General features: G+C 71.0%; 10 protein-coding genes and 1 pseudogene. 10 read left to right on the top strand and 1 reads right to left on the bottom strand.

All coding sequences use genetic code 11. From position 1 onward, the window contains the following. Positions 1 to 41: 41 nt before the first annotated feature. The 6 genes from P5G46_RS05660 (at position 42) to P5G46_RS05635 (ending at position 7112) form a co-directional block, all read left to right on the top strand. Entirely contained in the window at positions 42 to 647 is a 606-nt protein-coding gene (locus P5G46_RS05660) for a TetR/AcrR family transcriptional regulator (protein ID WP_408905159.1), read from the top strand. Positions 648 to 891: 244 nt separating this feature from the next. Further along, entirely contained in the window at positions 892 to 2154 is a 1263-nt protein-coding gene (locus P5G46_RS05655) for an extracellular solute-binding protein (RefSeq protein ID WP_239276298.1), read from the top strand. Positions 2155 to 2158: 4 nt separating this feature from the next. After that, on the top strand, positions 2159 to 3109 hold the full coding sequence (locus tag P5G46_RS05650; protein WP_375095964.1) for a carbohydrate ABC transporter permease: 951 nt from the start codon (positions 2159 to 2161) through the stop codon (positions 3107 to 3109). A gap of 15 nt (positions 3110 to 3124) precedes the next feature. Continuing rightward, on the top strand, positions 3125 to 4021 hold the full coding sequence (locus P5G46_RS05645) for a carbohydrate ABC transporter permease (protein ID WP_375095963.1): 897 nt from the start codon (positions 3125 to 3127) through the stop codon (positions 4019 to 4021). Positions 4022 to 4089: 68 nt separating this feature from the next. Next, positions 4090 to 5982, top strand: coding sequence for a glycoside hydrolase family 3 protein (locus tag P5G46_RS05640; RefSeq protein WP_408905158.1), 1893 nt, complete (start codon positions 4090 to 4092; stop codon positions 5980 to 5982). Further along, positions 5979 to 7112, top strand: coding sequence for a LacI family DNA-binding transcriptional regulator (locus P5G46_RS05635; protein WP_239276302.1), 1134 nt, complete (start codon positions 5979 to 5981; stop codon positions 7110 to 7112). The genes P5G46_RS05640 and P5G46_RS05635 overlap by 4 nt, the downstream gene beginning before the upstream one ends. Before the next feature lie 95 nt (positions 7113 to 7207). On the opposite strand, the gene P5G46_RS05630 is transcribed toward P5G46_RS05635, so the two are convergent. Beyond that, a complete protein-coding gene (locus P5G46_RS05630) occupies positions 7208 to 8722 on the bottom strand; it encodes a PucR family transcriptional regulator (protein ID WP_408905283.1) in 1515 nt (504 codons plus the stop codon). A gap of 102 nt (positions 8723 to 8824) precedes the next feature. Here P5G46_RS05630 and gabT point away from each other — a divergent pair, with 102 nt between their 5' ends. From gabT to P5G46_RS05610, 4 genes and pseudogenes are all read left to right on the top strand, one after another. Then, positions 8825 to 10183: a 4-aminobutyrate--2-oxoglutarate transaminase gene (gene gabT, locus P5G46_RS05625; RefSeq protein WP_239276303.1), complete on the top strand. Its 1359-nt coding sequence runs from the start codon at positions 8825 to 8827 to the stop codon at positions 10181 to 10183. A 72-nt stretch (positions 10184 to 10255) separates the two neighbouring features. Further along, a pseudogene (locus P5G46_RS05620) lies at positions 10256 to 11731 on the top strand (flavin monoamine oxidase family protein); the annotation flags it as partial. Beyond that, entirely contained in the window at positions 11728 to 12627 is a 900-nt protein-coding gene (locus P5G46_RS05615; protein ID WP_239276305.1) for a universal stress protein, read from the top strand. The pseudogene P5G46_RS05620 and the gene P5G46_RS05615, both read left to right, overlap by 4 nt. Further along, positions 12624 to 14174, top strand: a complete 1551-nt coding sequence (locus tag P5G46_RS05610) for an APC family permease (RefSeq protein WP_239276306.1) — start codon at positions 12624 to 12626, stop codon at positions 14172 to 14174. Before P5G46_RS05615 ends, P5G46_RS05610 begins: the two co-directional genes overlap by 4 nt. Positions 14175 to 14178: the final 4 nt, after the last annotated feature.

Here is a 14178-nt window from a genome sequence, read left to right as displayed (position 1 = left end):
CCCTCGCGGGACCGGGCATCGGTGCGTGCGGAGGGATTCGAATGGCGGACGAGGGGATGCCGCGCGCCGCGCGCGGAAGCTACCCGAAGGGACAGCAGCGGCGTCAGCGCATCGTCGACGAGGCCGTCCTCGTCTTCGGGCGCTCGGGGGTCACGAGCGGGTCGTTGCGGGAGGTCGCCAAACGCGTGGGGTTGACCCCGGCGGGCCTGCTGCACCACTTCGCCACCAAGGAGGAACTGTTCGCCGAGGTGTTGCGCCAGCGCGACGAACGCGTGCGCGCGGCCGCCGGCGACCCGCGCGAGCACACCCTCGTCGAGCAGATGAGCAAGGTCGTGGCCTACAACGCCACGACGCGCGGTCTCACGTCGCTGTACACGGTGGTCGTCGCGGAGGCGAGCGACCCCGACCATCCCGCTCACGCCGCCTTCGCGGCCCGGTACCGAGACGGCGCGGAGCGCGCCACCGAACTGCTGCGTGTGGGGCAGGCCGCGGGAGAGGTGCGCGCCGACATCGACCCCGAGCGCGCGGCGCGGCTCCTCAGCGCGGTGATGGACGGACTGCAGCAGCAGTGGCTGCTCGACGACACGGTCGACATGGTGGCCCACTTCGCCGAGTTCGTCCGCGGGTACCTCGCACCGCGGCCCTGACGCCCCGGCATCCCGGTCGCCCGTCCCGGCAGCCGGCGTCCGTCGGCGTCCCGGCGTCCGTCGGCCGCTGGCGTCGAGCGCACACGCTCGGGTCGAACGCACACGTTCGGGGCGGCCCTGTCGTGTGCGTTCGACCGGATCGTGTGCTTTCCAGAGACGCGGTGGTTGCCGGGCGAGAAGTTATGCGCTTAAACTAAAGGGGACACCGCGCCCGATGGAGGGCGCCCGTTCGAGGAGGAACACGATGAGAAAGACCCGATGGAGCGCCGTCGCCGTCGTCGCGGTGGCCGCGATCGCGCTGACCGGGTGCGGACGCACCTCCGATTCCGGCGGCGACGCCGCCGAGGCATCCACGATCGGCGACGCGCAGGCCGAGGGCACGCTGACGATGTGGGCCATGGGCGCGGAGGGTGAAGCCCTGCCCGAGTTCGTGAAGACTTTCGAAGACGCCAATCCCGGCGTCACGGTCGAGGTGACGCCGGTGCCCTGGGATGCCGCGTACAGCAAGTTCCAGACCGCGATCGCCGGCGGCAACACCCCGGATCTCGCCATGGTCGGCTCGACCTGGATGGCCGATTTCGGTGATGCGCTGCAGACCGTCCCCACCGACCTGTCCACCGACGGGATCTTCCCCGGCGCCGTGGACTCGACGATGATCGACGATCGCGCGACCGGGGTGCCGTGGTACGTCGACACGCGCGTGCTCTACTACCGGACCGACATCGCCGCGCAGGCCGGCTGGACCAGCGCGCCCACCACGTGGGACGAGCTGAAGCAGATGGCCGCCGACATGCAGGCCAAGGGCGGAGCCGAGTACGGCATGCGCCTTCCCGCCGGCAACGATTCCTTCCAGGGCAACCTGTGGATGCCGTGGTCCAACGGTGTCGAGCTCGAGAACGGTTCCGAGTGGACGCTGGACACCCCCGAAGCGGCGGAGGCGTTCGAGTACTACCAGAGCTTCTACACCGACGGTGTGGCCAACCCGGCCGCGGACCGCTCGGCGGGGGCGCAGGAGGCGGACTTCGTCTCGGGAGCCACCCCGATGCTGATCGACGGCCCCTTCCTCATCGGTCAGCTCGAGGAGCTGGGCGGGGAAGGCTTCAGCGAGAAGTTCACCACCGCCGTTCTGCCGGCGAAGGAGTCGTCGACGTCGTTCAGCGGCGGCGCGAACCTCGCCGTGTTCGACAACTCCGACAACGCCACCAGCGCTTGGAAGCTCGTGCAGTGGCTGACCGAGCCCGAGACGCAGGTCGCGTGGTACGAGGCCACCGGTGATCTGCCCGCCGTGCAGGAGGCGTGGAACGACGACGCGCTCGCATCGTCGCCGACGCTCGCCGCCTTCGGCACGCAGTTGGAGACGGCCAAGTCCGTCCCCGCCACCACCACGTGGGTGCAGGTCGCGGCGGCCGGTGACGGCATGCTCGAGAAGATCCGTCTCGGGCAGCAGACCCCGGCCGACGGCCTGAAGGAACTGCAGGCCACCGCCGACCAGCTGGGCCTGGGCTGAGGCCATGACCCAGACAGTCGTGGGCGCGACCGGGACGCGTGCCGTTCCCGGTCGCGCCCGGGCGCGCGGCGGCGCGGGAAGCCGTCGCCGCCGTCAGGGATGGATCGCGTGGGGTTTCGCGCTGCCGTTCGTCGCCGTGTTCGCGGTGTTCATGGTGATCCCGATCGTCGGATCGTTCGCGATGTCGTTCACCGACTTCCGCGCGGCCGACATCCGCTCCCCGTTCTCGGTGAACTTCATCGGGCTCGAGCAGTACGCCGCCGTGCTCGGCGACCCGGTCTTCCTGACCTCGCTCGGGGTGACCGCGACGTTCGTGATCGTCGGCATCCCCGTGACGATGGCGCTCGCCCTCGCCCTCGCGCTCGCGTTGAACGCCAGCCGTGGCCGCATCGTGTCGATCCTGCGCGTCGGGTTCTACGCACCGGTGGTCACGAGCATCGTCGCGGTCGCCGTCGTCTGGCGCTACATCCTGCAGCCGGAGGGGCTGCTGAACTCGGCGCTCGCGGTCGTCGGCATCCAGGGTCCGGACTGGCTCAACGACACCTCCACCGCGCTCCCGTCGCTGATCGCGATGGCGGTGTGGCGCAACGTCGGAACGCTCATGGTCATCTTCCTCGCCGGGCTCCAGGCCATTCCGACCGATGTCAAAGAGGCCGCGCTGATGGACGGTGCCTCGTCCTGGCGCCGACTGACCTCGATCACGCTGCCGCTGTTGCGCCCGACGCTGCTGCTGGGTGCCGTGCTCATCTCGGTCGGGTTCCTCCAGTTCTTCGAGGAGGCCTTCGTCATGACCCAGGGCGGTCCGCTCAACTCCACCCTCTCGGTGGCCTTCTACACGTTCAAGCAGTTCGGCTTCGGTCAGTACGGCACCGCCTCCGCGGCGAGCTACCTGCTGTTCCTGGCCATCGCGCTGCTCAGCCTGCTGCAGTTCCGCCTGTTGCGCTCGCGCGACTGAGGCAAGGAGACGCTCATGACCCTCACCGCCCCCGCGGCCACCCCCGCCGTCGCCGAGACCGCGCACCCGCCGCGCCGTCGCCGCTCCGAGACCCGTCTCACCCCCGGTCGCGCCCTCACCCTCACCGTGCTCGTCGTCGGCCTGCTGGTGTGGATGGTGCCGTTCGCGTGGATGCTGCTGGGGTCGGTGAAGACGCAGCGCGAGATCCTGCAGCGCCCGCCGACGTGGTGGCCGCAGGAGTTCACGTGGGAGAACTTCGCCGTCTGGTTCGGACAGCTCAACTTCGGACAGTTCTTCGGCAACAGTCTGCTCGTGGCCGTCGTCACCGTCGCCGGCAACCTGGTGTTCTGCTCGATGGTCGGCTACGCCCTGGCGAAGATGGACTTTCCCGGCAAGAAGGCCTTGTTCGTCGTCGTGATGGTGACGCTCATGGTGCCGGGCGTGGTGACCTTCGTGCCGCTGTTCGTCATGGTCTCTTCGCTGGGCCTCGTCGACACGTACGCGGCGCTCATCCTGCCCTTCGTCACCACACCGCTGGGCGTCTTCCTCATGCGGCAGTTCATGCTCGGCATCCCGGATCCGTTGCTCGAAGCCGCCCGCATCGACGGTGCGGGGGAGCTGCGCATCTTCGCCCGCATCGTCATGCCGCTGTGCGGACCGCCCCTGGCGACCCTCGGCATCCTGACGTTCCTGGCGTCCTGGAACAACTTCCTGTGGCCGCTCGTGGCCGCCCAGACGCAGGGCAAGTACACCCTCCCCGTTGCGCTGTCGCTGTACTCCACCGGGCAGAACGCGACCGACTACGGCCTGCTGCTGGCCGGATCGGTGCTGGTGATCGCCCCGATCATCGTGCTGTTCGTCTTCCTCCAGCGGTACTTCATCCAGGGCATCGCCTCGACCGGGCTGAAGTGACCCGCGAGACCCTCTCCACGACGTCGCCCTCGGGGTCGAGTGACCCGCGACCGATCCGAAAGGATGCCATGACCTCCTCCCGCTTTCACACGGCCCCCGACGGGACGCGCTTCCGCGACCTGAACGGCAACGGCGTGATGGATCCGTATGAAGACCCGCGCCGCAGCGTGGACGAGCGCACGGAGGATCTCCTCGGCCGCCTCAGCCTCGAAGAGAAGTGCGGTCTGATGTTCCAGACCGTGATCGAGGTGGGCGACGACGGCGAGCTGCTCGAGGCGCCGGGGAAGATCTCGAAGTCACCGACCACGACCGTCGTCGTCGGCAAGAACATGACGCACTTCAACGTGCACGCGATCCGCACCGCCCGCCAGGCCGCCGAGTGGAACAACCGCCTGCAGGCGTTGGCTGCGACGACCCCCCACGGCATCCCGGTCACCATCAGCACCGATCCGCGGCACGCCTTCGTCGAGAACACCGGTGTCGCCTTCTCGGCCGGTCCGTTCTCGCAGTGGCCCGAGGGGCTGGGTCTCGCGGCGCTCGACGATGTCGAGACGGTGCGCGAGTTCGCCGAGGTGGCGCGGCGCGAGTACCGCGCCGTCGGCATCCGGGCGGCTCTGCACCCGCAGATCGACCTCGCGACCGAGCCGCGCTGGGGCCGACAGGCGCAGACCCTCGGACAGGATGCCGCCCGCGTCGCGGAATTCACCGCGGCGTACCTGCGCGGATTCCAGGGCGAGACCCTCGGACCGGACAGCGTCGCGTGCACGACGAAGCACTTCCCGGGCGGCGGTCCGCAGCAGGGCGGTGAGGACGCTCACTTCCCCTACGGTCGCGAGCAGGTCTACCCCGGCGGCATGTTCGACTATCACCTGGAGCCCTTCCGCGAGGCGATCCGCTGCGGCACCGCGGGCATGATGCCGTACTACGGCATGCCCATCGGCCTCGAACTCGACGGGCAGCCGATCGAGCCCGTGGGCTTCGGGTACAACAAGCAGATCGTCACGGGTCTCCTGCGCGAGCAGCTGGGCTACGACGGCGTCGTCGTGACCGACTGGGAGCTCGTCAACGACAACCACGTGGGCGACCAGGTGCTGCCCGCCCGGGCATGGGGCGTCGAGCACCTCAGCGCGACCGAGCGCATGGAGAAGATCCTGGATGCCGGCGCCGACCAGTTCGGGGGTGAGGAGTGCGTCGACATGCTCCTGGACCTCGTGCGCTCCGGCCGCGTGTCCGAGGAGCGCATCGATGCCTCGGCGCGGCGACTGCTGCGGGTGAAGTTCGCCCTCGGGTTGTTCGACGACCCGTTCGTCGACGTGGACGAGGCCGAGCGCATCGTCGGCAACGCGGACTTCCGGGCGCAGGGGGAACGCGCCCAGGCGCGCTCGCTGACGGTGCTGGTGAACGAGGAGCGCGACGGCGCCCCCGTGCTGCCGCTCGGCGCCGTCGGCGCCGTGTACGTCGAGGGGTTCCGTCCCGACGAGGTCGCCGAGCTCGGCCGTGTGGTCGCTGACCCCGCGGACGCGGGTCTCGCGCTCGTGCGCGTCGGCGCTCCGTTCGATCCGCGCGACGACCTCTTCCTCGAGGCGTGGTTCCACCAGGGCTCGCTCAAGTTCGCCCCCGGGTTGGTGTACCGGTTGCAGCAGATCGCGGCATCCTGCCCGCTCGTTCTGGTCGTCAACCTCGATCGCCCGGCGATACTGACGCCGTTCGTCGGGCATGCCGCGGCGATCGTCGCCGATTACGGCAGCTCCGCGCGGGCCGTCCTGGATGCCCTCACCGGACGCGTGGCGCCGCGGGGGCGTCTGCCGATCGAGATCCCCCGGTCGATGGATGCCGTGCGGGCCTCGCGAGAGGATGTACCGTCGGACACCGGCGACCCTGTCTTCCCCGTCCACTTCGGCTTGGACCTCGAGGGTGTGGAGGAGGCGCCGGAGCCGACGAGGGGATACGCGCACCGATGAGCGAAGCGGACGCGACGCGACGACCGACCGTGTACGACGTGGCGCAGGAGGCCAACGTCTCGATCGCGTCGGTGTCGTTCGCGTTCCGCCGCCCCGACAAACTCAGCGATGCGACTCGGGAACGCGTCCTCGAGGCCGCGCGGCGACTGGGGTACGCCCCCAGCGCCGCCGCCCGGGGCCTCGCGCACGGCCGCACGGGCACGCTCGGCCTGCACGCTTTCGATCTGCTGCTCGAGCGCGCCGATCCCATCGCGCAGGCGAACCCGCTGTCGGGCCTGGCCACGCCGCGGCTGGACGCCGACGGAGTGATCCCGTGGACGCAGACCGACGACGACGTGCTGTCCGACCCGCGCGCGTTCCCGCTGTACGTCGATGAGGTGCAGCGCGGATTCGAGCTGGAGTGCTGGGCGCTGGGGCGCCCCGTGATGCTCAGCAGCGGTGCGGGGACGGACGTGTCGGTGGCCGACACCGCCGGTCGTGTCGACGGGCTGGCGATCTTCCCGTCGCCGCAGACGGCACCGGCCCTTGCCCGCTACGCGCCGACCATCCCGATCGTGCTGTTCAGTGCGCCCCCCGCCGACGACCACCACCATCGCGTCCGCGTCGACAACGCCGCGGGCATGCGTGCGGTCGTCGAGCATCTGGCCCGCGCGCACGGCGTCCGCGACGTCGCCTTCGTCGGGCGGCCCGAGGCCTCCGACACCGTCGAGCGACTCAGCGGTCTGCGTGCGGCGGCGACGGAGTTCGGCGTCGCGCTGCGCCCCGACGTGGTGGATGCGACGGTGCGCGGCGAGGACGAGCTCGTCCCGCAGTTGCGTGCCCTCATCGCCGGGGCGCGGATGCCGCGGGCACTCGTGTGCGCGACCGACCAGCACGCCTTCGCGGTGCTGGACGCGCTCGCCGCCGAGGGGATCCGTGTGCCGGACGACGTCGTCGTCACCGGGTTCGACGGCACCCTGGCCGCGCGGTTGAGCTCTCCGCCGCTGACGACCGTGCGTCAGCCGATGGAGGCGATGGGTCGCGCCGCCGCGCGCATCCTCGCCGGCGCCGCGGGCCCCGCCGACCGTCCCTTCGACGTCGTCTTCGAGCCGCGGCTGACGGTGCGCCAGAGCTGCGGCTGCCGCGCCTGACCCGCGCCCGGGGTTCCGCGGCGCCGAGCGCACACGAACGTGTGCTCTCGAGGCGGGCACCGCACTACCGGCAGGCGGCGGGCGGGGCCGCGGCGTCAGGCCCGCTGGACCCGGAGCGCCGCCCACAGCTCGGCGCGGGTCGCGAAAGACCCCAGGTCGCGCCCGAGCAGCCGTTCGGCCAGGGCCAGCCGCGTCCGCACGGTGTGACGGTGCACGCCGAGCGCCTGGGCGGTCGCCTCGTGGGAGCAGTCGTGGTCGAGCCAGGCGCGGAGGGTCTCGACGAGCCGCGACCCCTCGACCGCGTCGTGGGCGGTGAGGGGCGCGAGCTCGGCGGCGGCGAGGGACGGCGCGTCCGGACCGAGCGCCGACAGCACTCCGGAGGCGGCGACGGCATCGAAGGTCGTCACCGGCTCGACGCCGCGGTCGCGGGCGACGCGCGCCTGCCCGAGGGCCGCGGCGAACCGGTCGTAGCCGGTGGGGTCGGACACGCCGATCCGCGCGCCGAAGCGTTCGGCGGCTTCGTCGAGGGCGTGCCGCTCGTTCGCCGGCAGCACCACGACGACGCCGTCGTCGGATCGACCGAAGAACAGGCCGCCGTGCCGCTCCTCGGCGCGCAGCTCGAGGAGTTCGGCCAGGCCATCGCTGCGGGCGACGACGGCGTCGGTGAGGGCGACGACGATCGGCGCCGAGGGCAGCGGCCCCCAGGCGTCGCGCGCGATACGCCGGGCGAGGGCGGGGTCGTCGGTGAGCAGCGACTGCACCAGGCCTGCGCGCAGGGCCCCGCGGGCTCGGCTGAGCCCCTGATGCTGCTCGAAGGCGAGACCCGCCATGGCGATGACGGCCGTCACCACCCCACGCCCCTCCTGGTCGAGTTCTCCGGCGGCGATCGCGATGACGCCGCGCAAGTGTCCGCCGCGCCCGAGCGTCTGGAGGGTGAAGGGGCGCCCCGCGATGCGGAGAGCCGATGCGGCGCGCGCTCCGCGTCGCAGGACCGCGGCCACCTCATCGCTCACAGCGCGGGCGCTCTCGGCATCCAGGTCTCCGGGCGGGTGTTCGCGCGTGAGCTCTCCGGCGGCGTCGTACAGTCCCACCCAGGTGCCGAGCTGTCGGGCGAGTTCCGCGAGGGTCGCGCCCAGACCATCGGGCCGCAGCGCCGCGAGCGCGATCGCGCGCTGGGCCGAGAGCGCCCACGTGCGCCGCGCGAACGCCTCGGCCGCGATGGCCTCGGCATTGGCGCGCGCGACGGCGAGGAACGGTGTGCGGTACGGCACCTCGAACAGCGGCAGCCCCGCCTCGCGGCACGCGGCGGCGAGCTCGGGAGGGATGCCATCGCGAACGACCTCGGTGCCGAACCCGAGCCCCGCGACTCCCCGGGCGGTCAGGCGCTGCACGTAGTCGGCGGCGGAGGTGGCGTCGGGGCCCTGGAATTGCGTGCCGGTTGTCAAGAGCACTTGCCCGTCCGAGAGGAAGGGCGTCGGGTCGGCGAGATCGCTGCTGTGCACCCACCGCACGGGGCGCTCGAGGGCGTCGGGTGCTCCCGTCTCCAGCTTCAGGTGGAGGTCGGAACGGCGCAGCAGCGCCCCCAGGGTGGGGGTGTCGGTGGCATCCATGGGTTCCTTGCGACGAGGCGTGTACGTCTCGTACAGCCGGGTAAGCAGAATGTACAGCACGGAAGGTGCTCGGTCGCGTCGCCGTTGCCTACGCTCCCGAGCATGACCGCACCGCACACCGTCACCGCACCCCCTGTCGGCGGACCCTCGCTCCCGCAGGAGCGCCGCCTGGTCACGAGCATTCCCGGCCCGCGCTCGCAGGAACTCCTCGACCGCAAGGCCGCCGCCGTGTCGGCCGGCGTCGGCCACACCGCCCCCATCCACGCCGTCGCCGCCGGCGGGGGAGTCGTCGTCGACGCCGACGGCAACTCGCTCATCGACCTCGGCTCGGGGATCGCCGTGACCTCGGTGGGCAACGCGCACCCGGCCATCGTGGCCGCCGTGCAGGAACAGGTCGCGGCGTTCACGCACACGTGCTTCATGGTCTCGCCGTACGACTCCTACGTGTCGGTGGCCGAGGCCCTCAACCGCCTGACCCCGGGTGACCACGCCAAGAAGAGCGCGCTGTTCAACTCCGGCGCCGAAGCGGTCGAGAACGCCATCAAGATCGCGCGCAAGCACACCGGCCGGCAGGCCGTCGTCGCTTTCGACCACGCCTACCACGGCCGCACGAACCTCACGATGGCGCTGACCGCGAAGAACATGCCGTACAAGAGCGGTTTCGGACCGTTCGCCGCCGAGGTCTACCGCGCTCCGCTGTCGTACCCGTTCCGTGACGGCCTCTCCGGCGCCGAAGCCGCCGCGCGCGCGATCACGCTCATCGAGAAGCAGGTCGGGGCCGAGAACCTCGCCGCGGTGATCATCGAGCCCATCCAGGGAGAGGGCGGATTCATCGTGCCCGCCGACGGGTTCCTTCCCGCCCTGGTGGACTGGTGCCGCGCGAACGGCGTCGTCTTCATCGCCGACGAGGTGCAGTCGGGCTTCGCCCGCACCGGCGCGATGTTCGCCTCCGAGATCTTCGGCATCGTCCCCGACCTCGTCACGACCGCCAAGGGGATCGCCGGCGGTCTGCCGCTGGCCGCCGTCACCGGTCGCGCCGAGATGATGGATGCCACCCACACGGGCGGCCTCGGCGGCACCTACGGCGGCAACCCGATTGCGTGCGCCGCGGCGCTCGCCGCGATCGACGCGTTCGAGAACGACGGACTCGTCGAACGCGCCCGGGAGATCGGCGAGGTCCTGTTCTCGCGCCTCACCGCGCTGCAGCAGACCGACCCGCGCATCGGCGACGTCCGCGGTCACGGCGCCATGATCGCCGCGGAGTTCGTCGATCCCGCCACCGGCGCCCCCGACGCCGCTCTCACCGCGGCCGTGGCCAAGGCGGCCATCGCCGAGGGCGTGATCGTGCTGACCTGCGGCACGTACGGCAACGTCATCCGCTTCCTCCCCCCGCTGTCGATCGGAGACGACCTGCTCCACGAAGGCCTCGACGTCGTGGCCGCGGCGCTCGCGCGCCACTGAGCGATAGACCCGAGGGGGCGGCAATGACCCGAACGCGCCGCCCCCTCGTCCTCCCTTCGGGTCACCGACGCAGAGAAAGAAGATTTCATGGATGAGATCACGCGAGACGTCGTCGTCATCGGTGCGGGGGCCGCGGGCCTGACCGCCGCGAACGACCTGCGCAAAGCCGGCCTCTCGGTCGTGGTGCTCGAGGCGCGCGACCGCGTCGGCGGACGCCTGTGGACCGACGTCGTCGACGGCGCCATGCTCGAACTCGGCGGCCAGTGGGTCTCGCCGGATCAGCAGGCCCTCATCGACACCGTCGCCGACCTGGGCCTGTCGACCTACAGTCGCTACCGCGAGGGCGACAGCGTCTACGTCGGTCCCGACGGCGTCGCCAAGCGCTTCACCGGTGAGATGTTCCCGGTGGCCCCCGAAACCGAGAAGGTCATCGACGAGATCACCGCGCGCCTGGATGCCATGGTCGCCGAGATCGACCCGGACAAGCCGTGGGAGCACCCCCGCGCCGCCGAGTGGGACAAGATCTCGTGGGACGCGTGGCTGCGCGAGCAGACCGACGACGACGAGGCGGTCCGCAATCTCGCGTTCGCCACCGGCTCGGCGATGCTCACGAAGCCGACGCACACGTTCTCGCTCCTGCAGTCGCTGCTCATGGCGGCATCCGCGGGCTCGTACTCGCACCTCGTCGACGCCGACTTCATCCTCGACAAGCGCGTCGTCGGCGGTCTGCAGCAGGTGCCCGAGCTCCTCGCCGAACGGCTGGGCGACGACGTCCTGCTGAACCAGCCCGTTCGGCGCATCATCTGGGGCCCGGATTCCGTGGCGCCCGAGCGCGGCGGGGAGGCGGTGACCGGGCGCCGGGTCGACGAGCTCCGCGCGCTGACGGCCCGCGTCGAGGCCGCGAAGTCCTCGTCGGCGGGCGTGACGGTGATCGCCGACGGCGTCACGGTCCGGGCACGGTACGCGATTCTCGCGCTCGCCCCCGTGCTGTACTCGCGGATCTCCTTCGACCCGCCGCTGCCGCGGCTGCAGCATCAGATGCATCAGCACATCTCGATGGGCTTCGTCATCAAGGTGCACGCGGTGTACGACCGGCCGTTCTGGCGGGAGCAGGGCCTGTCCGGCACCGCCTTCAGCCCCTACGAGCTCTCGCACGAGGCGTACGACAACACCAACCACGGCGACGAGCGCGGAACGCTCGTCGGGTTCGTGTCCGATCAGAACGCCGACGACCTCTTCCGCCTCACCGCGGAGGAGCGCAAGGAGCGCATCCTCGAGTCCCTCTCGCACTACTACGGGCCCGAGGCGAAGAACCCGATCGTCTATTACGAGAGCGACTGGGGAACCGAGGAGTGGACGCGCGGCGCCTACGCCGCCAGCTTCGACCTCGGCGGGCTCGAGCGCTACGGTGCCGACCTGCGCGAGCCAGTCGGCCCGATCCATCTCGCGTGCAGCGACATGGCGGGTGCCGGCTACCAGCACGTCGACGGCGCGATCCGCCAGGGTCACCGCGCCGCCGACGAGATCCTGGAACGGGCACGGCGATGACCGCCGCGGTGGTCGTGGGCTACACCGCGACCGACACCGGTGCCGATGCCCTGGCGCTCGGCATCCGTCTGGCCCGGGCGATCGGTGCTCCACTGGAGGTGGCCCTCGTCCTGCCCGACGACGCCCGGAGCGTCATCACGCCCCCGGACGCGGCGTACGCGCGGCTCGTGGCCGAGCAGGCCGACCGGTGGCTGAAGGACGCGGCGGAGGTGATCCGGGATGCCGTGCCCCACCGCGAGCACGTCCGTCACGCCGACTCGTTCGCCGAGGGCCTGGTGGCTTTCGCCGACGAGATCGGCGCCGGCTACATCGTCGTCGGCGCGGCCAACGGCGGGCTCCGCGGGCGGCACCGCCTCGGGACGGTCGCATCGGAGCTGCTGCACTCCTCCGACGTCCCCGTGGTCCTCGCCCCCGAGGGGTCGCGTCGCGTCGACCCGGCGATCGGCGTGAGCCGCATCACCGCCGCCATCGGCAGCCGTCCCGGGGCCGACGTGCTGCGCGAGGAGAGCGTCGCGCTCGCCGCGGCGGCATCCGTTCCCCTCCGCCTGTTGTCGCTGGTCACCGTGGACCTCCCGCCGGGGCTCGAGACCGGCGCCATCCGCGTCGCCGGCGCGCGTCACGCCGAAGAGGTGCTGGCGCAGGCCCGCGTGGAACTCCCCACCGACGTCGCGGCCGAAGTGGTCGTCGCCGACGGAGACAGCATCGAGGAAGCCGTGCGCGACCTGCCGTGGGACCCCGCCGAGCTCGTGATGGTCGGCAGCAGCCGTCTCGCGCAGCCGCGTCGGCTGTTCCTCGGTTCGACCGCGGCGAAGATGCTGCACGAACTGCCCGTTCCCCTCGTCGTCGTGCCACGCAGCCGTGCCGACGTCTCGTCACCGGAAGGATCGCGGCCATGACCGCACCCGCACCCGCCACCGGCAGCGACGCCGGCGGCCTGTCGAAGAAGGGGTTGAGCGCCGGCACGATCGGACTGCTCGGCGCCGTCGTCATCGGCATCTCCTGCATCGCCCCCGCCTACACCTTCACCGCCGCGATCGGCCCGACCGTCGGCGCTGTCGGTCTCCAGGTGCCCGCGATCATCCTGGTGGGGTTCATCCCCATGCTGCTGGTGGCCTTCGGCTACCGCGAACTGAACAACCGGATGCCGGACTCCGGCACATCCTTCACCTGGGCGGCGCGCGCGTTCGGCCCGTGGATCGGGTGGATGGCCGGGTGGGGGCTGATCGCGGCGACCGTCATCGTGCTGTCGAACCTCGCCGGCATCGCCGTCGACTTCCTCTTCCTGCTCATCTCGCAGCTCACCGGGCAGCCCGGCGTCGCCGACCTGGCATCCAATCTCCCGATCAACATCGCCGTGTGCCTGCTGTTCGTGCTCGGGGCGACGGTGGTGTCGTACCGCGACATGCAGACGACGCAGAAGCTCCAGTACGTGCTGGTGGGCTTCCAGGTCGTCGTGCTCGTCATCTTCGCGGTCGTCGCGATCGCGCACGTCGTGGGCGGGGATGCCTACGACCCGACGCCCTTCGACTGGTCGTGGTTCAACCCGTTCGCGGTGTCGTCGTTCAGCGCGTTCGCCGCGGGCGTGTCGCTGTCGATCTTCATCTTCTGGGGGTGGGACGTCACCCTCACGATGAACGAGGAGACCAAGGACCCCGAGAAGACGCCGGGGCGCGCCGCGACCATCACGGTGCTCACGATCGTCTCGCTGTACCTGCTGCTGGCGGTGTCGATGATCATGTTCGCCGGCATCGGCGACGGCGAGTTCGGCCTGGGCAACCCCGACATCCAGGACAACGCGTTCTTCGCGCTGGCCGGCCCCATCCTCGGGCCCTTCGCGGCATTCGTCTCGCTCGCGGTGCTGACCAGCTCGGCATCCTCACTGCAATCCACCTTCGTCGGGCCCGCGCGCACCCTGCTGGCGATGGGGCACTACGGCGCCCTGCCGCCGAAGTTCGCCGCCGTCAGCCCGCGGTTCTTCACCCCCGGGTTCGCGACGATCGTCTCGGCCGCGGTCGCGGCGGGCTTCTACGCCGTGATGCGGGTCGTGAGCGTCAACGTGCTGTCGGACACGATCCTCACGCTCGGCATCATGATCTGCTTCTACTACGGACTCACCGCCTTCGCGTGCGTGTGGTACTTCCGCAAGCAATGGTTCGACTCCGCGCGGAACGTGTTCTTCACGTTCCTGTTCCCGCTCGTCGGTGGTGTCATCCTCGCGGTGATCTTCGTCACCACGCTCATCGACAGCATGAACCCCGAGTACGGCAGCGGGTCGGAGATCGGCGGCGTGGGCCTGGTGTTCATCCTCGGCGTGACCATCATCGTGCTCGGGGCGGTCATCATGGTGGTGCAGTACTTCCGCCGGCCGGCGTTCTTCCGCGGCGAGACACTCGCCACGGACGCGCCGCCCAGCGCCCGCCACCTGCGCCGCGCGAACCAGTGACCAT

The organism is Microbacterium mcarthurae (genome assembly GCF_046064585.1).
GTDB lineage: Bacteria > Actinomycetota > Actinomycetes > Actinomycetales > Microbacteriaceae > Microbacterium > Microbacterium mcarthurae.
This window is presented reverse-complemented; position numbering and strand designations above follow the sequence as displayed.